We start from the raw sequence: 367 nt of genomic DNA, 5'->3' as shown, positions 1-367 counted from the left end.
GCAGTTGACTTTGACGTTCAACCATTGACGTTCAGAAGTCGACGTCCAGCCGCAAACTTTGAAGCCGAAACTTAACGCCAAGCAGCGCAAATGGACCACAAATCCCGGGCCGCCAGGCCCACAGACACCGGCATCCCCCTCACCCCCCACCACCCCTCCTCCTCCTCGCCCTCCGCAAACTCCGCCGGTCAATCTGAAACTGCTCAAACCGCCAGACCAGATAAAACAGCGCCAGGAACGGCCACAGCCACCCCAGCCACTGCGACAGGCTGTTGAAGTGGATGAAGCGCCCGAGCCGCCAGCCTTGTTCCGAGATCCATGAGTACGGATTTGGCGGCAGCAGGTTGCACAGCACCAGCAGCACCAT

1 pseudogene is annotated in these 367 nt (G+C 59.9%); it reads right to left on the bottom strand.

What is annotated here, in order from left to right:
- Positions 1-139 precede the first annotated feature (139 nt).
- Positions 140-367 (bottom strand): annotated as a pseudogene (locus tag K206_RS43990) (teicoplanin resistance protein VanZ); the annotation flags it as partial.

This window comes from Cupriavidus sp. WS, assembly GCF_000395345.1.
Taxonomy (GTDB): Bacteria; Pseudomonadota; Gammaproteobacteria; order Burkholderiales; family Burkholderiaceae; genus Cupriavidus; species Cupriavidus basilensis_B.
This window is presented reverse-complemented; position numbering and strand designations above follow the sequence as displayed.